This is a genomic window from Lentzea atacamensis (assembly GCF_003269295.1).
GTDB classification, from domain to species: domain Bacteria; phylum Actinomycetota; class Actinomycetes; order Mycobacteriales; family Pseudonocardiaceae; genus Lentzea; species Lentzea atacamensis.
In genome coordinates, this window is record NZ_QLTT01000002.1 from 856,861 (window position 1) to 879,398 (window position 22,538).

The window sequence follows — 22,538 nt, forward strand, 5'->3', positions numbered from 1 at the left end:
GGGGGAATTTTCACGATCTGAACTAGGTTTTCGCGACGAGCGGTCACCGTTCGACTGCGAACGGCGATATCAATCGGGTGCGGCCTAGCTCCGTTGCGCCGAAAGGACCTCGGTGCCGATGATCCGCGGCTGGGTCGTGTCGGTCAGCCAGAAGAGCTGTTCGATGCGCAGCCAGCTGCCGTCGAGCTCCTGCATGGAGACGACCGCGAGCACCGATCCGTCCGGCCGGAGCGACGTCTGGTCGACGTTGACGGTCTTGATCATCCCCCAGGACTCGACGAACTCCTTGGGGTTGGCGCCGACCAGGTCGGGCGACAGCAGCTTGGCCGCGGAGCTGGGCTTGGTCGTGAGCAGCTCGTAGAACCGCTTCACCACGTCCACCTGCGGCTGAGGGCCGGTCGAGACCTCGGGAGTGGTCGGTTCCGGCATGTTCAGCAGAAGAGCGGACGGCTGCGGCATCGGGGTGTCGGCGGCGGTCTGCAGCGGCGTGTGCTCGTTCGGAAGCTGGGCCGAGAGGATGTCGGGACGCAACGCGCTAGCGCCGGACAGCGCGACGGGTCGTTCGGAGACCGGGATGCCGTAGTTCGCCGGCCGCTTGCTCGCGAGGATCGCCGCGCCCGCGACGGAGGAGACGAGCACGATCGCGCCGGTCAGCAGGCCGGCGGCCTTGGCAGCACGGCTCCGCCTGATGCGCCGGCGACGGCCGGAGACGACGGGGATCGTGACCGTGGTCGCGGTCATGTTCTCGGTCGGACCGAGCAGTGATGTGACGAGAGCGTCGGTGGCGGCTTCCTCGTTCGACGGGATGCGCATCGGGCTCGGCTGCTGCTTGATCAGCTCTGCCACGCTGATCGAGCCGGCGCGGGTGTGCCTCCGCCCGGTCGTCGCGGGACGCTGCACTGGCCTGGTCCTCCGTACTTTCCGTGGTCACCAGAAGACGTACCGTGGCTACGCGTGACGACGCCAGCATCTTGGTGGACTTCATCCGTCCGTGGCGTTCAGCGGTGCCGGGGATTCGCTCGATGGTGCTACTTACTACGGTCGGTAACTCGGGCCGTGACCTTTAGCCGGTTCAGCCGCCGAGCTTCAACCGTTCACCGTTGATCAGCGGCAGGTCGCCCAGCGTGAAGCTCAGCTCGCGCTTCTCGGTGCTGACCGAGCCGTCCTTCTTCGTCACCTGCAGCAGGCTGACGGTGAGGCCCTTGCTCGGGTCGACGACGATCTCCTTCACCTCGATCAGCGAGATGTCGGCGAGCCGGCCCTCCAGCAACGCGCCGGCGTTCGAGCGCATCGTGTCCGTGGTGATGGCGAGCGCGGTGTCCGCGTTCGTCGTCATCTCCCGGTAGAAGTGCTCGGTCTGCTGGGCGATCGTGGAGCCGTCGACGACCGGCGCGTTCGAGACCGGCACCGTCGTGATCACGGGCGGCACCGGCCCGGACGGCTTGGCGTTGGTGGCCGATCCCCGGCCTCCTGTGCCCGGCTCGCCGCTGACACCGGTGCCCGGCTCGCCGCTGACACCGGTGCCCGGCACTGGAGCACCCCTGCCGGTGTTCGCGGCGGACGGCTTGGTGCCGCTGGTGGCCGACGGGCTCGTGCCGTCGGTGGGCAGCGTGGAGATCAGTGGCACGTCCGACGGATAGCCGGGCAGGCCGATCGTCTCGACCTCACCGCCACCGCCGACCAGCTTGGCGGCGGCGACGCTCAGGCCGACCAGCACGAGCACCGACGAGACGACGGCGAACCAGGCCGCGCGCTTCCAGGTGCGCGGCGGCGTGACCGAGGCGGGCACCAGGCCGATGTTGAACTTGCGCAGCCCGTCGGTGTCCTGCAGCGGGTCGATCTGGCGGCCGCGGGGCAGCGGGATGCGGTCGCCACCGACGACGGGGCGCCGTGGTGGCGCGACACCGTCGTCGAGACGATGTTTGCCCGGCTGTACGTCCATCCCCGACACCCCTCTGCGACGCAATCAGCGTAGGGCCGTCCGGAGGTACCGGACCAACCAAAAGGGGGGTTTCAGGACGAGTGACACTCGATTGTGTGAACCGAGCGCCGGGGTCTTGCACTCACCGGGGTGGCAGTTGGGCCTGACCGCTGTTCAGCTGCTTGTGCGTCTTCTGCACGCCGTTGATGGCGACCAGACCGCTGCCGCCCGCGACAAGCGCGCCGACCAGGTCGGCACCGAACGACTCACCGCCGGTGATGAGCAGGCCGATCGCCGCGCCCGCGGTCGCCAGGATCGCGGTCTTCCAGCGCGTGCGGACGAACTGCGCGACGGGCGCGCCCGCGAGCCCCTTCTTGTTGGCGGCCGAACCGAGCATGGCCAGGTATGCGTCATGCGCCAAGGCGGCGAGCAGGCCTGCGATGGCGATCAGTACGGCGATGATGCCCATGTCTCCAGTGTGCCTCCAGATTTTTCCGGTGGACCATCCGTGATCGCCCTGATATCCGGTTCGGGTGGACATGTTCTGGCACGACGACTGTCTCGAGCACGACGCCGGTGAGGGCCTGTGGGAGCTGCCGGGCTCCTGGCCGTGGCTGGACGTCGCCGAACCGCACCCGGAGAACGCGGCGCGGCTGCGCACGTTCCGGCACGCGTTGACGCACGGTCCGGTGGCTCCGCACCTGAAGTGGCACGAGGGACGCCATGCGTCCGTTGACGAGCTTCTGTGCGTGCACTCCGCCTCGTACTTGGACTCGTTGCGCGTGTCCACGCGTGTGGCGCTGGAAGTGAACACGGTCGTAGGACCCGAGACGTGGGGTGCGGCGTGCGCGGCGGCGGGAACGTCGCTGGCGGCACTGGAGTCCGGCGCACCGCTGGCCTACGCGCTCGTACGACCGCCGGGACACCACGCGCAGCCAGGTATGGCGGACGGCTACTGCTTCGTGAACAACGCGGCACTGGTGGCGGAAACCGCGCGGCGCCAAGGAATGCGGGTCGCCGTGCTGGACTGGGACGTGCACCACGGCAACGGCACGCAGGAGGTCTTCTACGACCGTCCGGACGTGCTGACCATCTCGGTGCACATGCGCCACGGCTCGTGGGGCACCAACCACCCGCAGACGGGCGCGCCGTCGGAGGTGGGTGCCGACGGCCGGAACGTGAACATCGAGCTGTCTCTGGGCGCGGGCGACACGGCGTACCTGCGCGCGCTCGACGAGATCGCTCTCCCGCTGCTGCACGAGTTCGCGCCGGACCTGCTGGTGTGCGCGTCCGGGTTCGACGGGTCGGCGTTCGACCCCAACGGCCGGCACAACCTGACGGCCGCCGGCTACCGCGAGATCGGGCGCCGGGTGGCGTCGTTCGGGCCACGCGTCGTGCTCACCCAGGAGGGCGGCTACCTGCGCGGCTACTCCGCGCTGTGCCTGCACTCGCTGGTGGAGGGCCTGCTGCGGCTGCCGGAGCCGTTGCTGGAGGACCCGCTGGCCTACGTGCCGGACGACTCCCAGCTCGTGGACGCGGACTTCGAACGCGTTCGCGCGGCCCTGAGGCCTTTTTGGCCCGGCGTCCTGTGACGCCGGGCCGGAAGCTCCCTACCTGCCGAGCGGGCCGCGGCCCATCTTGAGCAGGATCAGCGCGAGGTCCTTGCCCTCAGGACCGAGCGACTTGTAGCGGTTGAGGACGTCGATCTCGCGGTTGTGCACGATCTTCGTCCCGCCGGCCGCCATCCGCGCCGCACCGATGATCTTGGAAACCTCGACGCGGCGCTGGATGAGCCGCAGTATCTCGGCGTCCAGGTGGTCGATCTCCTGGCGCAGCTCGTCGATGTCGGGTGCGGTAGTGGTGGTGTCCATCTTTGTGACCTCTCGACTCTTCGAGTCCTGGCCCCGGAAGCAACGAAGCCCCGGGGTCCGAGGACTCCGGGGCTTCGTGGTGGCTTTTTCAGCGCTGGACGACCACGGGAGCCGGAGTCCGGATCCCGTAGAAAAACTCGAAGAACGTCGCGCGCACGGATTCAGTGTTGCACAGAACCGGCACCCGTAGCCAAGTCCGCGCGGTGAACGGGCTCACCAGGTGGGAATCGGCACCTCAGCGCACACCTCATCGAACACATGGTCGGGTGGTACCTGTTTTGTCGGTGCCGCCCGGTACCGTGGATGGACGATGAGCGCCTTGTTCGACTTGCCCTCAAGTCCCCCCGTTTCCCGCGCGGGCCACCTGCTCGACGACCTGAACCCCGCGCAGCGCCGTGCCGTCGAGCACGCCGGCTCACCCCTGCTCGTGGTGGCGGGCGCCGGCTCCGGCAAGACGCGCGTCCTCACCAGGCGGATCGCCTACCTGCTGGCGGAACGCGACGTGCATCCCGGCCAGATCATGGCCATCACGTTCACGAACAAGGCCGCCGCGGAGATGAAGGAGCGCGTCGCCGACATGGTGGGCGCCCGCGCCCGCTCGATGTGGGTGTCGACGTTCCACTCGATGTGCGTCCGCGTCATGCGCCGCGAGGCGAAGACCCTGGGCATGTCGTCGAACTTCTCGATCTACGACAGCGACGACACGCGTCGCCTCATCACGCTCGTCGCGAGGGACCTCGACCTCGACCCGAAGAAGTACGCGGCCCGCACCCTCGCCGTGCACATCTCGAACCTCAAGAACGAGCTCGTCGACCCGGAGACCGCCACCGCCCAGGCCACCAACGACCTGGAACGCCGGGTGGCCGAGGTCTACACGGTCTACCAGCGCCGCCTGCGCGAGTCGAACTCGCTCGACTTCGACGACCTCATCATGCGCACCGTCGAACTCCTCCAGACCTTCCCGGACGTGGCCGAGCACTACCGCCGCCGTTTCCGCCACGTCCTGGTGGACGAGTACCAGGACACCAACCACGCCCAGTACACCCTGGTGCGCGAGCTGGTCGGCAAGGCGGGCGGCGAGATCCCCCCGGCCGAACTGTGCGTGGTGGGCGACGCCGACCAGTCGATCTACGCCTTCCGCGGCGCCACGATCCGCAACATCGTGGAGTTCGAGCGCGACTACCCGGACGCCACCACGATCCTGCTGGAGCAGAACTACCGCTCCACCCAGAACATCCTGACCGCCGCCAACGCGGTCATCTCCCGCAACCCGAACCGCCGGGACAAAACCCTCTGGAGCGACCTCGGCGAGGGCGAGAAGATCGTCGGCTACGTGGCCGACAACGAACACGACGAAGCAGCCTTCGTCGCCAACGAGATCGACCGCCTGGTCGACGGCGGAGAGGTCAACAACTCTGAGATCGCCGTCTTCTACCGCACCAACAACCAGTCGCGAGTCTTCGAGGAAATCTTCATCCGCCTGGGCCTCCCCTACCGAGTGGTGGGCGGCGTCCGCTTCTACGAGCGCCGCGAGGTCCGAGACGCCCTCGCCTACCTCCGAACCCTCGCCAACCCGGAGGACACGGTCTCCCTCCGCCGCATCCTCAACGTCCCCAAACGCGGCATCGGCGACCGAGCAGAAGCCTGCGTCGCCGCCTACGCAGAACGCGAGCGCATCAGCTTCGCCGCCGCCCTCCGCGAGGCCGTGCACGACCGAGTCCCCATGCTGAACCCGCGCTCCCGCAACGCAATCGCTGGCTTCGTGGAACTGATGGACCAGCTGGGCGAGATGGTCGAGCGCGAGGACGACGTGGCCGACATCCTCGAAGCCGTCCTGGAAAGGACCGGCTACCGAGCCGAACTGGAGGCCAGCGAGGACCCCCAGGACCACACGAGGATCGAAAACCTCAACGAGCTGGTCACCGTGGCCCGGGAGTTCACCGAACTGGAGCTCCCAGAAGGCGCCGAGCCGGTCCCGTCCCTCCCGGCCTTCCTGGAACGAGTCTCCCTGGTGGCCGACGCCGACTCGATCCCAGACGCCGAATCCGACGGCGTGGTCACCCTGATGACCATCCACACGGCCAAGGGCCTCGAATACCCGGTCGTCTTTTCCACGGGCTGGGAAGACGGCGTCTTCCCCCACATGCGAGCCCTGGGCGACCCAGCCGAACTGGCGGAAGAACGCCGCCTCGCCTACGTGGGCATCACCCGAGCCCAGCGCCGCCTCTACCTCTCCAGGGCCCTGGTCCGCTCAGCCTGGGGTCAGCCCTCAGCCAACCCGGCCTCCCGCTTCCTGGGCGAAATCCCCCAAGACCTGATCGACTGGCGCCGCGTGGAGCCGTCCCGCTCAGCCCCAGCCGCAGCCACAACCTGGGGCCGCTCAGCCTCAGGCGGCATAGCCTCCCGAGGCCTGACCCGCCCAGCCCCCGGCAAGGCGGGCTGGAAGGACGCCCCGGCCCTCAAGCTGGAGGTGGGCGACCGCGTAACCCACGACAAGTACGGCCTGGGCCGAGTGGTGGCAGTGGACGGCGCGGGCCTGCGAGCAACCGCAACGATCGACTTCGGCGGCTCAGGAACAGTCCGCCTGATGCTGATCGGCAGCGTCCCGATGACCAAGCTCTAACCCCAGTCCTCCCTCCCTCCTTCCCTCTCGCGAAGCCGGAGGCGAGCGGCGAGGCCGATGGCGAAGCCGAGCAATGGCGACGGCGAAGCCGAGCTGCTTTTCGCAACGCGGGCTGCCGTGGGGTGGGTCCCGTCACGAGTCGTGCCCGATCGTTGACCCTTCTGGTGTGGCTCGGTCCGGTACGGCTCGTGACGGGACACGCCCCACGCAAACGCAACCCACCTACGCAACCGCAAGCCGCCCAACGCAACAGGCGTGCCACCCACCTGCGCGTGGCGATGGTGGGTCTTTGATCAATCGGCGGGGCCCAGGAAACCCACGCAACCGCCACATGCGCACCCAACGCGCCCACCTACGGACACCAAACAGGGACACGCCAACCCAACCTGGGAACGACCTACGCACCCCACGCGCCCCCAACAACCCCACCTGACCTGCACCAACCCCAACCGCACAGAAATCTCACAGAAACTCTGAAAACCAGCGCAACGACGAGCCATCTCGTACGTCTATGTGGGTGTCGCAAGCAGCACAGCCAAGGAACGTTCGGGGCGGTCCAGGGCAAGGGGAGCAGCCTGCTGACAAGGGGAGCGAAGTGACGGCGGGGGCCTAACTTCGCAGCGAGGTGCGGCCGGACCGAACGGGAGAGCGGTCCGGCCGCACTGCAAAACCAGCCCAACCGCATCGGGTGAACACCCAGCTCAAGCCACTGCAAGGCCCATCGCAGGCCACCGCACCGGCTCAGCCGCCAAAAATTGTCAGACCCCCGGAGCATCATCAACCGCGTGAGGACCAAACCCCGCGGGAGCGCTCCAAATGGATCACGTACTGGCAAGCCTGCTGCACGAACGCGTGTTCGCAAGTCTCAACCAGCTGGAATCCCCAACGACAGCAAGGCTGATCGCAGCCTGGCGCACCCTGCTGTCTCTCCACGAACCAACCGACACCGGCGCCTGCAAGGCCTGCGGCCCCCGATGGCGGAAACACATGTGCTCAGTCTGGCGAGTGGCAACGGCCTACTTCATCAGCCACGAGATCCGCCACGGCGACGCCTGAACCAGCTCGCCACAGCGGCACCTAGGACCCGAGTCCGCTACAGCGCCTCTCGAATCCCGCTACAGCCACCCGACACCGTCGTCGACAGCGACTGGTGAGGCTCCTGAGCCTCCTGAGGCGCCGAACAGCCCCCAGTCGTCCGGGACCGGCGGACACAACACGCCAACCCGCGAGAAAGCTACTGAGCCGTAGTTCAGCAGATTCCGAATCAGACGGTGACGCCGCGAGCGTTCAACCAGGTAAGAGGGTTGACCTTCTGCCCACCGGGGTTCCACACCTCGAAGTGCAGGTGAGGTCCGGTGGAGAACCCGCGGTTACCCATCCGGGCGATCTGCTGACCGGCCTTGACCTGCTGTCCTTCGCGAACGTTGGACGAGTCGATGTGGCCGTAGACGGTGATGGTGCCGTCGGCGTGCTGGACGCGGACCCAGAGGCCGAAGCCGGAAGCGGGGCCGGACTCGATCACGACGCCGTCGGCGACGGAGAGGATCGGGGTGCCGATGGGGCCGGCGATGTCGATGCCGAGGTGCATGGTGCCCCAGCGGCCGCCGTAGCCGGAGGTGAAGTCACCGGCGGCGGGGCGGAAGAACTTCGGGCGCTTCTTCTCGGCCTCCGCGGCCTCGCGCTGCGCGGTCATCTGCTGGCTGCGCAGCATCTTCGCAGCTTCGGCGGAGCCTTCGGAGGTGGTCTTGGAGACCGCGAGGATCTGCGGGGCGGAGGCGGTGTCGCCGCCCATGCCGTCGAACGTGGCTGCGCCGTCCGCGTGGTTCGTGAGCTGGACGTCCTTGCTGTCGTCCGCGGCGGCCTGCAGGGTCTGACCTGCGCCTGCTGCGGCGAAAGCACCTACTGCGACGGCGGCGACGACGATTCGTCCGCGAAGCGCCGACGGTGGCGGGGGGAGCCGGTGGGAGCTGACCGTGCGCGTGGAGGCGCGGTCGACCGCCTCGTCAAGCGCAGCACTGCGTTCATGGCCGCCGGGGGAGCGGTGGTGACTCAAAGCTTGCCCTTCCGCCTTCGGGGAGCCTGATCTGTGGACTGCCGGGCGGGGGATTCCCGGGGAGCCAGATTTCGGGGTTCTGACTCGGTGTCCTTCTGTGATCAGACCGTGACAACGGACCGGGGGACAGTAACGGCGGGGAGGCTCGGAGGGCAAACCCCAGTTCGTTATGTCGTCCGAACAGGCGGCAACCAGGAGGTTTCAGCTGTCAACTGTGACCGTCGGTCACTTCGGGCGGCCGACACGCCTCGCCGCCAGCGGCGATGGGGTGACCCACAGAGTCATCCGATCGGGTGATGGCCGTCGCAACTACGTGAAGAGTCCTCGTGTCAACCGGCAAAGAAAGGTGACCTGAATCACGTATCTGGTGCTCCTCGACGAGTAATGAGGAGTGCTCCAGCCGGGCGTTGCGCTGAGGGATGATGATCTGATCCATCTCCGACCACACGACGACGAAGCGCGTGCGGCACGGCCGGCACGGCTCGGCGAGTTCGGAGAGGAGCTCGGAACCGGGGCGCAGCTGCTTGGTCAGCGGCGTCGGCAGCAGATAGGCGGCGAGCGTGCCGCTGTGCGGCGTTCCGAGTGTTACGAGAGTGCGAACGCGTGAGTCGCCGTGCAGCCGTTGTACGTAGTACCTGGCGATGAGACCGCCGAGCGAATGGCCGACGACATGCACCTGATCCGCGCCGGTCTGTTCGCAGATCCGCTCGATGTGCGCTCCGAGCAGGGCGGCCGACCGGCGGACATCCCCCGTCAACGCCGTCAGCACGCTGTAGTTGACGGCGTGCACCACCCCGAAGCCCCGCCTTCGCAGCGCCCCCGACAGCACCGCGAAGGCGGAGCGGTTGTCCCCGATGCCGTGCACCAACACGATCGGGGTGCCCGCCGCGTCCATCGCCGAAACCATCAGCCCGCGCTGGCGGGGTGGCAGGCCGTCGGTGCGGTAGTGCCGGAACTGGCCGTCCGTGCGCAGCTGTTCGGTGATCGCGCCCCACGGGTAGAGCACGGCGTGGGCCGTCAACCAGGCCGTTTCCATCGCGACGCCGCGCATTCCGCCGGGGGTGGCCATGGCGCGCAACGCGACCTTGACCTCTTCGGCGACGTCCCGCGCGGTGTGCGCACCCCAGACGGCCCGATCGAGAACGGCGTCAGTCAGACGCGTCATCCACGACCGGCCGGTGTCGCTCATGTGAGCGACGGTAAGTGATGAACTCACCGGCAAGGAGTACCCGGCGCATCTTTTCCACATGCGAACGAATTTCGTCTCAACTGGTGTAGAGCGGTGACACGGAACCCACCACGGGTCTTGCTAGGTTCGCCCGCGATGACTCGAACCCAGCTCGAGAACCAGACCCCGGCCGCCGCTCGGCTGCGCACCTCGTGGGCGCTCGCCGCGGCGGGTGGTCTCCTCCTCGCCATCGGCCCGCTGCTCGGCGTGGTCGACGGTGCGGAGCCCGCCTACACGTCGTGGCCGCCGCTCGCTCTGCTGGCGCTGTTGCCGCCGGTCGTCGCGGGCGTGCTCCTGATGCGCGGCAGGCCGTTCGTGGCGGCGGGGCTGATCGCCGCGGTGGGCGTGTTCGCCTTCGGCCGGCTGCTGAGCGACCTCCAGCTGGTGTTCGCCCCGATGTCCGTGGCGCGGCCGGAGCTGTTCCGGCCGACGACCCTCATCGCGGTCACCCCGTCGGCCGGGTTGTGGGTGCTGCTGGCCGGGCACGTGCTGGTGATCGCGGGTGGCCTGCTGGCAGCCGGTCGCGCCGGCATGCCCGCGGACGAGTCCGAGCCCGCCGGCCTCGTGGCGCTGCACGTGATCACCGCCGCCTGGGCGACCGTCGGCCTGCTGGGCAAGCCGTTCACCTCGTCGGACCCCTTCCAGCTCGACCGCGGGCCGTGGGACCTGCCGGTGCTCGGGCTGACCGGCGGGCTGCTGGTGGCGCTCGCCGCGCCGCTCGCCACAGCGCTCGCGTCCAGTTCGCCCGATCCGGACACCCGTCAGGGCGGGGTGCTCGGTGTGTCGCTCGCCCTGCTCGGCGTCGTGCTGCCGTGGCTGGTGGCGGGAACGGTCGTCTCCGGTCTGGGCATCTCGGCGGGACCGGTGCTCGCGTTGCTGGCCGCGCTGGCACTGCCGGCCCTGCCGCTGCTCGCCAGGCTGGTGCGGCTGCTGCGCGGCAAGCGCGACGACACGCGCGACGTCGCACTGCCGTCGATCCGCCGCATGCACACGGCGGCAGGTCTGCTCAGCATGATCGCCGCCGTCTTCATGCTCATCGGCGCGGTCGTGCCGCAGCTCGAGCTCACGGCGGGTGGCGAGGCTCCGGAGCTGGCGTCCGCGAAGTTGCTCTGGCCTGCCGGTCTCGCGTTCGGCGTGCTCGGTCTGGCGCTGCTCGTGCCGTCCATCGCCGCCGCGGTGCGCCCGGCTCTGTTCCTCGGCTATTTCGCGATGCAGCTTGCCGCCGCGGGTGCGACCCAGCCCGTGGTGGCCGCCAGCCAGGCGGGCATCGCGCAGCCAGGTGCAGGCTTCTGGTTGATGGTCGCCGAGTTCCCGCTCGGCCTGCTCGCGTTGATCTGCGCGGGCCTCGCCGGCGCCGTCGAACGGGAGAACACCGAACCGGGAAGGCGGCAGGAGCTGCCGATGACCGAGCTCGGCGCGGTTCTGCTGGCAGGGCTTTTCGCGGCGGGTGCCTTCGCGCTGCCGACCGTGCGCTCCGCCGGCTACACGGCTCCGACGCTGGTGCCGGACGCCGATCCCGCGGTGTCGTGGGCGCTGCTCATTTCTCTCGTCTTCTTGGGCATCGGGCTCGTGGTGGCACTGCGGTCGAGGCCCGCTCGTGGAGCCGCGGTGCTCGCGGGCGCGGTGCTGTTGGTCGGCGTGCGCGCGCTGGAGCTGCCGCTGACCGGCGACCGCGTCGAGGGTGCCGTGGCCGGGCCCGGCACGTGGCTGGCGCTGGCGTCCGTGACCGCATTGGTCGTCGCGGCGGGCTTGATGGGTGCTCGCGCGACGCGCTAAACGTGGCGCCGCGCACGCTTTCTCCTCTATACGCGCGCGCACGCGTGATCGACCTCACCGCCGTTGAGACCGACCTCACCGGTGGTGGCGTGCGAGCGGTAGCCGCAGCTCGATAGTGTCTGGGCCCAGCCGCGTCAAGTGGGTTCGCTTGGCCCCTTGAGGACCACCCAGGCGCGGTGTTCCGACACCGACGTCGCAGGAGACCCGAGTGGACCTGTACGAGTACCAGGCGAAGGACCTCTTCGCCGCCCACGGCGTCCCGGTACTGCCGGGCGATGTGGCCACCAACCCCGCTGACGCCAAGGCCATCGCCGCGAAGTTCGGCCAGGCCGTTGTCGTCAAGGCCCAGGTCAAGACCGGCGGCCGCGGCAAGGCCGGTGGTGTGAAGCTCGCTTCCACCCCCGAGGAGACCGAGGAGAAGGCGACCGCCATCCTCGGCCTGGACATCAAGGGGCACATCGTTCACCGCGTGCTGGTGACGCCCGCCTCCGACATCGCCGAGGAGTACTACTTCTCCTTCCTGCTCGACCGTGCCAACCGCACCTTCCTCGCCATGGCGAGCGTTGAGGGCGGCATGGACATCGAGGAGGTCGCGGCCACCAAGCCCGAGGCCCTCGCGAAGATCCACATCGACGCCATCAAGGGTGTCGACGCGGCCAAGGCCAAGGAGATCGCCGACGCGGCGAACTTCCCGGCCGAGGTCAAGGACCAGGTCATCGACGTGATCGTCAAGCTGTGGGAGACCTTCGTCGCGGAGGACGCCACGCTCGTCGAGGTCAACCCGCTGGTCCGCGACCCGCAGGACAAGATCGTCGCGCTCGACGGCAAGGTCACGCTCGACGAGAACGCCGACTTCCGCCACCCGGCCCACGCCGAGCTGGTCGACAAGCAGGCTGAGAACCCGCTCGAGGCGAAGGCCAAGGAGAAGGGCCTCAACTACGTCAAGCTCGACGGCGAGGTCGGCATCATCGGCAACGGCGCCGGTCTCGTGATGTCCACTTTGGACGTCGTGGCGTACGCCGGTGAGCAGTACGGCGTGAAGCCCGCGAACTTCCTCGACATCGGCGGCGGCGCGTCCGCCGAGGTCATGGCGAACGGCCTGGACGTCATCCTCCACGACGAGGCCGTCCGCTCGGTGTTCGTCAACGTCTTCGGTGGCATCACCGCGTGCGACGCCGTCGCCAACGGCATCGTGAAGGCGCTGGAAATCCTCGGCGACGAGGCCACCAAGCCGCTCGTCGTCCGCCTCGACGGCAACAACGTGGAGGAGGGCCGCCGCATTCTCGCCGAGGCCAACCACCCGCTGGTGACCGTTGTCGACACGATGGACAACGCGGCCGCGAAGGCCGCCGAGCTCGCGGCTGCGGGGGTCTGAGAACGATGGCTATCTTCCTCAACGAGAACAGCAAGGTCATCGTCCAGGGCATGACCGGTGCCGAGGGCACCAAGCACACCAAGCGCATGCTCGCGTCCGGCACGAACATCGTCGGTGGCGTGAACCCGCGCAAGGCGGGCGAGAAGGTCGACTTCGACGGCACCGTCCTCCCGGTCTTCGGCACCGTCAAGGAGGCCATGGAGGCCACCGGCGCGAACGTGACCGTGATCTTCGTCCCGCCGGCCTTCTCGAAGGCCGCCGTGGTCGAGGCGATCGACGCCGAGATCGAGCTGGCCGTCGTCATCACCGAGGGCATCCCGGTGCACGACACCGCCTACTTCTGGGCGCACGCCGTCGCGACCGGCAACAAGACCCGCATCATCGGCCCGAACTGCCCCGGCATCATCAGCCCCGGCAAGTCGAACGCCGGCATCATCCCCGCGAACATCGCGGGCAGCGGCAAGATCGGTCTGGTGTCGAAGTCCGGCACGCTGACCTACCAGATGATGTACGAGCTGCGGGACTTCGGCTTCTCCACCGCGATCGGCATCGGTGGCGACCCGATCATCGGCACCACGCACATCGACGCCCTCGAGGCCTTCCAGGCCGACGACGAGACCATCGCGATCGTGATGATCGGTGAGATCGGCGGCGACGCCGAGGAGCGCGCCGCGGCGTACATCAAGGAGAACGTGACCAAGCCGGTCGTCGGCTACGTCGCGGGCTTCACCGCCCCCGAGGGCAAGACCATGGGCCACGCCGGCGCCATCGTCTCCGGCTCGGCGGGCACCGCGCAGGCGAAGAAGGAGGCCCTCGAGGCCGCCGGCGTCAAGGTCGGCAAGACGCCGTCCGAGACCGCCGCGCTGATGCGCGAGATCATGCAGAACCTCTGATCACGTGGTTTGAGCAACCCCAGGGCCGGATTCCGGAGTACTTTCGGAGTCCGGCCCTCGCTCGTCTGGCGGAACCGGCATGATCCGGTCATCGTCTGAGCAAAGCATCGGCTAGCGTCGTCCGACGCAACCCTGGTTGGAGGAGGAGACCTCGACATGTCCGTGCCTTACGGCGCACCCCAACAGCAGCCGCCGGGTCCGGCACAGCACCAGGCACCGCATCAGGCCCCTGGCGCCCCCGGCGCCAACAACATCAACCTGGGCTTGATCCTCCCGCTGGTCGCGGCGGGTCTCGGCCTCGTCGCGTACCTCGTCGCGTTCGCCGACGACGTGAGCGGCAACGTCACGTACCTGCTCGCCGCGGGCATGCTCGCCGGTCTCTCGGTGCTGCCGAGCGTTCCGAAGGGCTTCGTCCCGGTCGGTGCGGTACTGGCCGCTGTGCAGACGCTGCTGCAGCTGCAGGGCATCATCAAGTCGCCGTCGGTGCAGGGACTCGACATCGTCCTGCTCATCGTCGCGCTGCTCGAGACCGCGGCGATCGTGCTGGCCTTCCTGCTCGCGGAGGGCATCGTCAAGTTCGAGCCGAAGCCCGCGAACCCGTACGGCGGCCAGCCGGGCCAGCCCGGTGGCTGGAACCCGCAGTCGGGTGCCTTCCCGCAGCAGGGGCAGCACCCGCAGCAGCACGCTCCCCAGCAGCAGGCGCCGCAGCAGTTCGGTCAGCAGCAGTTCGGTCAGCAGCCGCAGCAGCCCGCCCAGCCGGGGCAGCCGCCGCAGCAGACCAGCTTCATGCCGCAGCCCGGCCAGTTCGGCTCGCCGGGCACGCCGCCCGGTGGCTTCGGCGGACCGCAACAGTAAGGTCCGCAACACCGTTCGACTTCAGGGGTGGTGCCGGTGCTTCCGGCACCACCCCTGTCGTATGCCCCGGCGTGCCTCACTCGAACGGCCCAGCCGGCCTGACACAGTGGAGAAGTGCCCGTGCTGCAACGCGATGTGACCCGTGAGGTCGCCACCGTGCGCCCACCGGAGTTCTCGCGCTCCGAACGCATGCGCGTGCTCGTCGCGGCCGCGGTCGGATCGGTGGTCGTCGGGTACGCCGCCGTCGCCGCGCTGCTCGCACTGATCTCCGCGACGGCCACGTACGCAGAGTTCTCCACCGCGGGGGTGCTGAGCGCCGCCGCACCCGCGTGGCTGGCCGCGCATCACGTGCCGTTGCGCTTCGACGCGGGACAGCTCGGGGTGCTGCCGCTGCTGCCCACCGCGTTGCTGATGCTGCTCATCGGCCGCACCGCCGCCGGCACGGCCGACCGGCTCGGCCTCTACGAACCACTTCAGGCGCGCGGTGTCGTGCTGAGCATCTCCGGCGCGCACGCCGTCGTGGGCGGCACGATCGCGTTGCTCATGGGCGAGGGCGTCGTGCGCGCCACCCCCGCTGTCGCGTTCTTCGGCTGTGCCGCCGTGTCCGGTCTCGCCGCCACTATCGGTGTCGCCCGCCGCTGCGGCCTGGTCGAGATGGTGTTCGACAAGCTCGATCCGGTGGCGCTGCACGGCATCCGAGCCGGGTTCATGGCGTTGTTCGCGCTGGTCAGCGTTGGCTCGCTCGCGGTGGCGGCAGGGCTCGCGGCCTCGTGGCCGCGGACCAGCGAACTCTTCGCGGGAGCCGGTCCGTCGCTCGGCGTCGGGCTCGGCGTGTTCCTGCTGTGCGTCGGGTACCTCCCGAACGCGATCATCGCCGGTTTCTCGTACGTCGCGGGTGCCGGGTTCTCGCTGGGCGGGGTCGAGGTCACGCCGATGCGGTTCGTCGGCGGTCCGGTGCCTCCGGTGCCGCTGCTGGCGGCGATGCCGGAGAACCAGTTCGTGTGGAGCCCGGTCGTGCTGGTGGGAGCCGCGCTGATCGGCGTGCTGGTCGGCTGGACCTGCCGCAAGGTCTCCGACCGGCCGAGCTCGCGGTTCCGGGCGGTGCTGGTCGCCGCGATCACCGCGGCCGTGGGCAGCCTCGTCCTCGCCGCGACGGCCGGTGGGCGGCTGGCCTCCGGTGCGTTCGATCCGGTGACGGTGCCGGCGGGTCTGCTCGCGTTGCTGGTCGCGTTGTGGGTGCTGGTGCCGGGCGCGCTGGTGGCCTGGCTCGCCGGATCGCGCGACAAGGCCGTCGCCGAGGCCGGTGACGCCGAGTTCGCCGAGGCGGGCTTCGACGACGACGCGGCTGCCGACTCCGACGTCGTGTTCGAGGACGACGAGCTCACGGACCAGTTCGAGCAGCTCGAAGTCGTCGACGAGGACGAGTTCGCGGTCGACGACGACCTCGAGGACGACGACTACTACGACGAAGACGAGTACTACGAGGAAGAAGAGCCCGAGGACGTCGTCGACGACGAAGAGGACGCCGACGAGGAAGACCTTCAGCCCGAAGAGGAAGACGACGCCGAACCACCCGCTGAAGAGGACGCCGCAGAGGACGACGACTTCGACGCGGAGTTCGACGAGATGCTCGGCATGGAGCCCGAGGAGGACCTGGACGGCAAGCCGGAACGGTGACGTCATAGGCTGCCCCTGAGCTGCTGCAACACCGCCGCACGACCAGGAGTAGACGCTGAGCACCGAACTTCGGCTTCCCACACCGGCGCGCGTCGTCGTACTCGTCTCCGGTTCCGGAACCCTCATGCAGGCGTTGCTGGACGCCGACCTCCCGATCGAGGTGGTCGCGGTCGGCGCCGACCGCGAGAACATCGAAGGTCTCAAGCGCGCCGAACGCGCCGGGGTGCCGCACTTCGCCGTGAAGCTGCGCGACCACGCCGACCGTGCCGGGTGGGACGTCGCGCTGACCGAGGCGGTCGCGTCGTACGAGCCCGACCTGGTGGTGTCCGCCGGCTTCATGAAGATCATCGGCCCGGAGTTCCTCGCGCGCTTCGGCGGCCGAATGATCAACACACACCCCGCGCTGCTGCCCGCGTTCCCCGGCGCCCACGGCGTGCGGGACGCCCTGGACTACGGCGTGCGCGTCACCGGATCGACCGTGCACCTTGTCGAAGCGGGCGTGGACACCGGGCCGATCCTCGCGCAGGAGGCCGTTGTCGTCGAACCCGGCGACACCGAGGAGACCCTGCACGAACGCATCAAGGTCGTCGAACGCCGGCTGCTCGTCGAGACGGTCGGCAGGCTGGCCCGCGAGGGCTGCACCGTGAACGGACGAAAGGTGAGCATTCCGTGACGACTCCTGGGACCACTCAGGCCGAGAGGCGACCGGTCCGCCGGGCCCTGATCGGGGTCTCCGACAAGGCCGGCCTGCTGGAACTGGCCACCGGCCTGCACGCGGCCGGGGTCGAGATCGTGTCCACCGGCGGCACCGCGAAGGTGCTCGCCGACGCGGGCGTCCCGGTGACGCCGGTCGAGCAGGTGACCGGGTTCCCCGAGTGCCTCGACGGCCGCGTCAAGACGCTGCACCCGCGCGTGCACGCCGGTCTGCTCGCGGACCTGCGCAAGGACTCGCACGTCGAGCAGCTGCGTGAGATGGACATCGCGCCGTTCGACCTGCTGGTCGTGAACCTGTACCCGTTCACGCAGACCGTCGCGTCCGGCGCGAGCCCCGACGAGTGCGTCGAGCAGATCGACATCGGCGGCCCCGCGATGGTGCGTGCGTCGGCGAAGAACCACGCGAACGTCGCGGTCGTCGTCGACCCGGCGCGCTACGACTGGGTGCTGGAGAACGTCCGCGAGGGCGGCTTCACGATGGCCGACCGTCAGCGCCTGGCCGCCGACGCGTTCCGGCACACCGCGACCTACGACGTCGCCGTGGCTTCCTGGATCGGCAACGTGCTGGCGCCGGACGACGAGGGCTCGGGCTTCCCCGGCTGGGTCGGCGCGACCTGGAACCGCTCGAACGTGCTGCGCTACGGCGAGAACCCGCACCAGCACGCCGCGATCTACACGCAGGGCGACGGCCGCATGGGCCTGGCGTCGGCGAAGCAGTTGCACGGCAAGGAGATGTCGTACAACAACTACCTCGACGGCGACGCCGCGTGGCGTGCCGCGTGGGACCACGAGCGTCCGTGCGTCGCGATCATCAAGCACGCCAACCCGTGCGGCATCGCGGTGTCCGACGTGAGCATCGCGGACGCGCACCGCAAGGCGCACGAGTGCGACCCGGTCAGCGCGTTCGGCGGCATCATCGCGGCCAACCGCGAGGTCACCGTGGAGATGGCCGAGTTCGTCTCGGAGATCTTCACCGAGGTGATCATCGCTCCGTCCTATGCGGACGGTGCGGTGGAGGTGTTGCAGCGCAAGAAGAACGTGCGCATCCTCGTCGCCGAGGCACCCCAGCGCGGTGGTGCCGAGATGCGTCCGGTGTCCGGCGGCCTGCTCCTGCAGCAGCGCGACGCCATCGACGCCACCGGTGACTCGCCAGCGAACTGGACGCTCGCGTGCGGCAAGCCCGCGGACGAGAAGACGCTGGCGGACCTGGAGTTCGCGTGGCGTGCCATCCGCGCCGTGAAGTCGAACGCGATCCTGCTGGCGGACAACGGCGCCACCGTCGGCGTCGGCATGGGCCAGGTCAACCGGGTCGACTCGTCGCACCTCGCGGTGAAGCGCGCGGGTGAGCGGGCGAAGGGCGCCGTCGCGGCCTCGGACGCGTTCTTCCCGTTCCCGGACGGCCTCGAGGTGCTGCTGGAGGCCGGCGTGCGCGCGGTCGTGCAGCCCGGCGGCTCGGTGCGCGACCCCGAGGTGATCGCGAAGGCAGAGGAAGCCGGCATCACGCTGTACCTGACGGGCACGCGCCACTTCGCTCACTGATGTTTCGATGGGCCGCCTGGTTCGCCGGGCGGCCCGTCGTCACACCTCGGCGAGCAACGCCTCCGCAACACCCCGCGCGGCGGCCTCGAACTCCGCGACGTCCGGCCGCTTGTTGCCGAACATCCCCGAGTCCCAGCCGGTGTATTCGACCTCGACGACGGTGTCGCCCTTGCGCACGATGATGTCGAGCTGCAGGAACGCGGACTTGCCGTCCACCAGCACGGCCGTGGCCTCGTCGCCGAGCCCGTCGAGCGGCCGTTCGTTGATCGTGCCCTGGTTGTTCTGCTTCGACTGCGACACGCGCCGCTCGTACTCCCCGGCGGCGTCACCCACGACGACGTACGCGTCGGTGTTGCGCAGCCCGGACCCGTCCACACCCTTGGTCTGGTCCCACGCGCACGACGTCTGCGTGCCGTCCGCGACCTTGCGCTCCTTCGACATCGCGGGGTTGCCGTTCGTGGTGCGGGCCTCGGCCAGCGCTGCCTGCGGGACGTCCGCGCAGACGCCCGGCATCGTGCCACCGCGCTTGGGACTGCCACCGTCCGCGTTCGCGCCGAGGTGGAGGAACCCGAAGGTGCCCGCGACGGCGAGCAGCACGACGCCGGCGATGATCCCGACGATCAGCGGCGCCTTGCCCTTGCCGGGCGGCTGCGGAGGACCCCAGCCGGGCGGTGGCTGCTGCCAGCCCTGCTGCGGCGGCATCTGCTGCTGCCAGCCGTGTGGTGGTGGCTGGTTCACAGCTTCCCCAGCACGTCGTCGACCACTGTCTTCGCGGCCGCCTCCTGCTCGGCGACGTCCGGGTAGCCGCGGGAGAACAGGCCGGGGTCCCAGCCCCGGTACTCGACGCCGATGACGTCGTCGCCCTTGCGGACGACCCAGTGGAGATCCTGGTAACCGCCGCTGCGGGGAATGACGACGACAGCTGCCTGGTCTCCCACGCCGTCGACGTTCTTGGTCGAGGCCGCGGTGTTGGACTGGACTGCCTGCAGACCCAGTTCGAAGCTCTTCTCGCCGTAGTCCTGGGTCTGCTGGATCTTGACCGTCAGCGTCCGCATCCCGGAGCCGTCGCGACCCTCGGTCTGGTCCCAGGAGCACGCCGTGAGCGTCGAGTCGCTGTTCTTCTGCTCGAAGCTGCCGGTCGCCCTGGGGTTCGTGGTGCGCACCTTGCCCAGCGTCTCGGCGGACACGTTCTTGCACGCCTCGGGAAGGGAAGTGGTGCGGAGCGGCTCGCCCTGGTCCCTGCGGATGTTGAAGAAGAAGAAACCACCGGTGCCGAGCCCACCGAGGAGCAGGACCACGGCGACGATCGCCACCGCGATGACCGGACCCTTGCCCTTCTGCTGCTGCGGCGGCGGGTAGCCCGGCTGCTGCGGGTGGTGGCCTTGGGGCGGGTAGCCGCCCTGCGGGGGAGGCGGCGGTTGTTGCTGCCAGCCCTGCTGCGGAGGTTGCTGCGGCCAGCCCTGAGGTGAGTTCACGGAGGTTCCTCGTCAGAAAGAACGGTCCGGGTCAAGGTAGTTGACCTCGTGTGTTCGCGTGGTGCGTCTCGGTGAATGCGGTTCGCCCGATCGGGTGGCTTCTGGCATTGACACAGGGGTGCTGTGGCGCGCTACGATCATCCCGTTCGTTCGAACAAGCGTTCGAATAGCAAGTCGCCGAACTTCCCACGGCGATCGTGCACAGGGGTGCGCACGGTCTGCATGGGAGGTGGGTGGAGTGTCCAGGTCGGCAACGGCGTCGTTGGCCGGGCTCGGGGTGAACCCGGCCAGCGAGCTGACCAGCACCACCACCGACCACGCCACGGGGCGGGTGTTGCCGGTTCGCGGGGAACTGGCGGGCCTGCTGCCGTGGGGCGGCTTGCGGCGGGGCAGCACGGTGTCGGTGGGCGGATCGACATCGTTGCTGCTCGCCCTGCTCGCGGGTGCGACCGCGGACGGCTGCTGGGCCGCCGTGGTCGGTCTGCCGCAGGTGGGCGTGCTGGCTGCGGCCGAGCTCGGGGTCTCGGTGCAGCGGCTGGCACTCGTCCCACGTCCCGGAGCCGATCCGGGCCCTGTCATCGCGGCACTGCTCGACGGCATCGACCTGGTGGCCGTCGCGTGCCCACTACCTCCTGCACTCGCGCGCCGGCTCACGGCCCGCGCGCGTCAACGTCGTGCCGTGCTGATCGCGTTCGGTTCCTGGCCTTCGGCCGACGTGGAGCTGACCGCGGAGTCCGTGCGCTGGAACCCGCTCGACGACGGCGCGGAAACGTTGCGGCGCCAGCAGATCAGCGTGCGCAGCGGTGGCCGCGGCTCCGCGGGCAAGCCGCGGCAGATGGTGCTGACGTTCGGTGAAGAAGAGATCGAGCTCCCGCTGGTGGCCGGCGAACCGACCGGGTCCGACGAGCCGGCTGATGCCGGTCCGGACCGGGTCGACGAGCTGGCCGCCAGGCGGGCTACAACCTGGGACCGTCCTGCGTGAGGGACGCCCGTCTGCTCGCGGTCTGGTGCCCGGACTGGCCCGTGGTCGCCGCCTGCACCGCCACCGGCACCAGTCAGCACGTGCCGGTGGCGGTCCTCGACGGCAACGAGATCGTGTCCACCTCCGCCGTGGCGCGCGCCGAGGGCATCCGCAGGGCCATGCGCAAACGCATGGCCGAGTCGATGTGCCCGGAGCTCGTGACCTTCGAGCACGATCCGCAGCGCGACGCCAGGTTCTTCGAGCCGGTCGCCGCGGCGGTCGAGGAGCTCGCCCCCGGCATCGAGGTCGTGCAACCAGGTCTGGTCGCGGTGCCGGCGCGAGGTCCGGTCGGCTACTTCAAGTCCGCCGAGCAGGCAGCCGAACGCATCGTCGACCACATCGCCGCGCAGACGAACGTCGAAGCTCAGGTGGGTGTGGCCGACAGCCTCTTCGCGGCCACGAAAGCCGCGCACCGCAACGTGATCGTGCCGCCGAACCGGACCGCGGAGTTCCTCCGGCCACTGGGCGTGCACGAGCTCGACGCCCCGGAACTGGTCGACCTGCTCAGAAGGCTCGGCCTGAAAACCCTCGGCGCGTTCGCGGACGTGCCGGAGAACGCGGTGGCGTCGAGGTTCGGCGGACCGGCCACGAGACAGCACCGTCTCGCGCGCGGCCTGCCGGAACGCCCGCTCGACAAGCGCAGGCCCGCACCGGAGCTGGCCGTCGCGGAGACCTTCGACGATCCGGTCGACCGGATCGACTCGGCCGCGTTCGCCGCGAAGATCCTCTCGGAACGGCTGCACGAGAACCTCGCGAACCGCGGTCTCGCGTGCACCAGGCTCGGCATCCACGCCCGCACCGAGAACGACGAGGAGCTGCACCGGGTGTGGCGGGCCGCGGAACCGTTGACACCGCGGGGAATCGCGGACCGCGTGCGCTGGCAGCTCGACGGCTGGCTCACCCGCGAACGCCTCACCTCCGGCATCAGGACGCTCACCCTCGAACCGGTCGAGGTCGTCAACGGCACCGCGCTCCAGCTCGGGTTGTGGGGCCACGACGACGAACGCGCGGTGCGGGCACTCCTGCACGTCCAGGGCCTGCTCGGCCCGGACGGCGTGCTCACGCCGGTGCTCGACGGCGGCAGGGGACCGAGGGAACAGGTCAGGCTCGCGCCGTGGGGTGATGAACGGGTGCCGCTGCGGAACCCGGACCACCCGTGGCCTGGCCGGCTGACCAGGGCACCCGCGACGCTCGCCGACGACCCCGCCGAGCTGAGGGACGCGGCCGGTGACGAGGTCGGCGTGACCGGCCGTCTCGAACTCACCGCACGGCCGAAAAGCCTTGTGGTCAAAGGAAAAACGCAGGAGGTGACCGCGTGGGCCGGACCGTGGCCGGTCGACGAGCGGTGGTGGGCGCCGGACCCGCACCGGGCCGCGCGCATCCAGGTGCAGACGCCGGACCAGGCGTTCCTGCTGATCCGCAGGGACCAGAGGTGGTTTCTGGAAGGGGTGTACGACTGATGCACGACGAGCAGTACTGGGATCTGCTGGAGCTCCTGATCCCGTTGCCGCGCAAGG

The 22,538-nt window shown here is 69.4% G+C and carries 20 protein-coding genes; 12 read left to right on the forward strand and 8 right to left on the reverse strand.

Annotated features, from left to right (window positions below):
• Positions 1-84: 84 nt before the first annotated feature.
• From C8D87_RS13145 to C8D87_RS13155, 3 genes are all read right to left on the reverse strand, one after another.
• Complete coding sequence (locus C8D87_RS13145) at positions 85-900, reverse strand: superantigen-like protein SSL4 (RefSeq protein WP_112226802.1); 816 nt, start codon at positions 898-900, stop codon at positions 85-87.
• Positions 901-1,072: 172 nt separating this feature from the next.
• The gene (locus C8D87_RS13150; RefSeq protein ID WP_112226803.1) at positions 1,073-1,942 is read right to left on the reverse strand and encodes a hypothetical protein; all 870 of its coding nucleotides are present in this window, start codon (positions 1,940-1,942) and stop codon (positions 1,073-1,075) included.
• 121 nt (positions 1,943-2,063) lie between these two features.
• Positions 2,064-2,390, reverse strand: a complete 327-nt coding sequence (locus C8D87_RS13155; RefSeq protein ID WP_112226804.1) for a hypothetical protein — start codon at positions 2,388-2,390, stop codon at positions 2,064-2,066.
• 70 nt (positions 2,391-2,460) lie between these two features.
• On the opposite strand from C8D87_RS13155, the gene C8D87_RS13160 reads away from it, so the two are divergent.
• Positions 2,461-3,513: an arginase family protein gene (locus C8D87_RS13160; protein ID WP_112227064.1), complete on the forward strand. Its 1,053-nt coding sequence runs from the start codon at positions 2,461-2,463 to the stop codon at positions 3,511-3,513.
• A gap of 18 nt (positions 3,514-3,531) precedes the next feature.
• Here the strand turns inward: C8D87_RS13160 and C8D87_RS48545 are convergent, their stop codons facing one another.
• Entirely contained in the window at positions 3,532-3,957 is a 426-nt protein-coding gene (locus C8D87_RS48545; protein ID WP_267899860.1) for a chorismate mutase, read from the reverse strand.
• 145 nt (positions 3,958-4,102) lie between these two features.
• On the opposite strand from C8D87_RS48545, the gene pcrA reads away from it, so the two are divergent.
• Together pcrA and C8D87_RS45080 are read left to right on the forward strand one after the other, a co-directional pair.
• Positions 4,103-6,415, forward strand: coding sequence for a DNA helicase PcrA (gene pcrA, locus C8D87_RS13170; RefSeq protein ID WP_112226805.1), 2,313 nt, complete (start codon positions 4,103-4,105; stop codon positions 6,413-6,415).
• A gap of 816 nt (positions 6,416-7,231) precedes the next feature.
• Entirely contained in the window at positions 7,232-7,471 is a 240-nt protein-coding gene (locus tag C8D87_RS45080; RefSeq protein ID WP_146771695.1) for a hypothetical protein, read from the forward strand.
• A gap of 208 nt (positions 7,472-7,679) precedes the next feature.
• On the opposite strand, the gene C8D87_RS13175 is transcribed toward C8D87_RS45080, so the two are convergent.
• On the reverse strand, positions 7,680-8,468 hold the full coding sequence (locus C8D87_RS13175; RefSeq protein WP_109639041.1) for a M23 family metallopeptidase: 789 nt from the start codon (positions 8,466-8,468) through the stop codon (positions 7,680-7,682).
• Positions 8,469-8,676: 208 nt separating this feature from the next.
• Positions 8,677-9,657, reverse strand: coding sequence for an esterase/lipase family protein (locus C8D87_RS13180; protein WP_233442059.1), 981 nt, complete (start codon positions 9,655-9,657; stop codon positions 8,677-8,679).
• 135 nt (positions 9,658-9,792) lie between these two features.
• Here C8D87_RS13180 and C8D87_RS13185 point away from each other — a divergent pair, with 135 nt between their 5' ends.
• The 7 genes from C8D87_RS13185 (at position 9,793) to purH (ending at position 18,525) form a co-directional block, all read left to right on the forward strand.
• Positions 9,793-11,472 (forward strand): hypothetical protein, encoded by a 1,680-nt coding sequence (locus tag C8D87_RS13185; RefSeq protein WP_112226806.1) that lies wholly within the window; start codon positions 9,793-9,795, stop codon positions 11,470-11,472.
• Between the two features lie 208 nt (positions 11,473-11,680).
• Positions 11,681-12,847 (forward strand): ADP-forming succinate--CoA ligase subunit beta, encoded by a 1,167-nt coding sequence (sucC, locus tag C8D87_RS13190; protein ID WP_109639043.1) that lies wholly within the window; start codon positions 11,681-11,683, stop codon positions 12,845-12,847.
• 5 nt (positions 12,848-12,852) lie between these two features.
• Complete coding sequence (gene sucD / locus C8D87_RS13195; protein ID WP_112226807.1) at positions 12,853-13,740, forward strand: succinate--CoA ligase subunit alpha; 888 nt, start codon at positions 12,853-12,855, stop codon at positions 13,738-13,740.
• 156 nt (positions 13,741-13,896) lie between these two features.
• Positions 13,897-14,595, forward strand: coding sequence for a DUF5336 domain-containing protein (locus tag C8D87_RS13200; protein WP_109639045.1), 699 nt, complete (start codon positions 13,897-13,899; stop codon positions 14,593-14,595).
• A gap of 114 nt (positions 14,596-14,709) precedes the next feature.
• Positions 14,710-16,272, forward strand: coding sequence for a cell division protein PerM (locus C8D87_RS13205; RefSeq protein WP_215732295.1), 1,563 nt, complete (start codon positions 14,710-14,712; stop codon positions 16,270-16,272).
• A 55-nt stretch (positions 16,273-16,327) separates the two neighbouring features.
• A complete protein-coding gene (gene purN / locus C8D87_RS13210; RefSeq protein ID WP_112226808.1) occupies positions 16,328-16,945 on the forward strand; it encodes a phosphoribosylglycinamide formyltransferase in 618 nt (205 codons plus the stop codon).
• Positions 16,942-18,525: a bifunctional phosphoribosylaminoimidazolecarboxamide formyltransferase/IMP cyclohydrolase gene (gene purH, locus C8D87_RS13215; RefSeq protein WP_112226809.1), complete on the forward strand. Its 1,584-nt coding sequence runs from the start codon at positions 16,942-16,944 to the stop codon at positions 18,523-18,525. The genes purN and purH overlap by 4 nt, the downstream gene beginning before the upstream one ends.
• Positions 18,526-18,564: 39 nt before the next feature.
• On the opposite strand, the gene C8D87_RS13220 is transcribed toward purH, so the two are convergent.
• Both C8D87_RS13220 and C8D87_RS13225 read right to left on the reverse strand, forming a co-directional pair.
• Positions 18,565-19,263 (reverse strand): hypothetical protein, encoded by a 699-nt coding sequence (locus C8D87_RS13220; RefSeq protein ID WP_112226810.1) that lies wholly within the window; start codon positions 19,261-19,263, stop codon positions 18,565-18,567.
• On the reverse strand, positions 19,260-20,000 hold the full coding sequence (locus tag C8D87_RS13225; protein ID WP_112226811.1) for a hypothetical protein: 741 nt from the start codon (positions 19,998-20,000) through the stop codon (positions 19,260-19,262). Before C8D87_RS13225 ends, C8D87_RS13220 begins: the two co-directional genes overlap by 4 nt.
• A gap of 238 nt (positions 20,001-20,238) precedes the next feature.
• On the opposite strand from C8D87_RS13225, the gene C8D87_RS13230 reads away from it, so the two are divergent.
• The gene (locus C8D87_RS13230) at positions 20,239-20,982 is read left to right on the forward strand and encodes a hypothetical protein (protein ID WP_233442060.1); all 744 of its coding nucleotides are present in this window, start codon (positions 20,239-20,241) and stop codon (positions 20,980-20,982) included.
• Positions 20,979-22,481, forward strand: coding sequence for a DNA polymerase Y family protein (locus C8D87_RS13235; RefSeq protein ID WP_233442068.1), 1,503 nt, complete (start codon positions 20,979-20,981; stop codon positions 22,479-22,481). Before C8D87_RS13230 ends, C8D87_RS13235 begins: the two co-directional genes overlap by 4 nt.
• Positions 22,482-22,538: the final 57 nt, after the last annotated feature.